The organism is Pandoraea sp. B-6 (assembly GCF_000282835.1).
Classification (GTDB): Bacteria; Pseudomonadota; Gammaproteobacteria; order Burkholderiales; family Burkholderiaceae; genus Pandoraea; species Pandoraea cepalis.
The window spans coordinates 113,895-114,229 of record NZ_KB290514.1; the positions used below are offsets into that span (position 1 = coordinate 113,895).

Consider the following 335-nt stretch of genomic DNA (forward strand, 5'->3'; position numbering starts at 1 on the left):
CCCTGCCGTATTTCCGAATTGAACGTTTATCGAATCCAGGATCCAGAAATGGCCATTGTTGAAATCAAAGTCCCCCAATTCTCCGAGTCGGTTTCTGAAGGCACGCTGCTCGACTGGAAGAAGAAAGTCGGCGAAGCCATCGCCCAAGATGAAACCGTGATCGAAGTCGAAACCGACAAGGTCGTGCTGGAAGTGCCGGCGCCCGCCGCCGGCGTGCTCGTCGAAGTGACCGCCGCCGCTGGCGACACCGTGACGTCCGAGCAAATCATCGCGAAGATCGACACGGACGCCAAGGCGGGCGCCGCCGCACCGGTCGCTGCCAAGCCGGCAGAAGC

The 335-nt window shown here is 60.3% G+C and carries 1 protein-coding gene; it reads left to right on the forward strand.

The annotated features are described in order from the left end of the window. Positions 1–48: 48 nt before the first annotated feature. Positions 49–335 (forward strand): biotin/lipoyl-containing protein (locus A985_RS0110550; protein WP_026131836.1); only part of this gene is annotated, 287 nt, incomplete at its 3' end.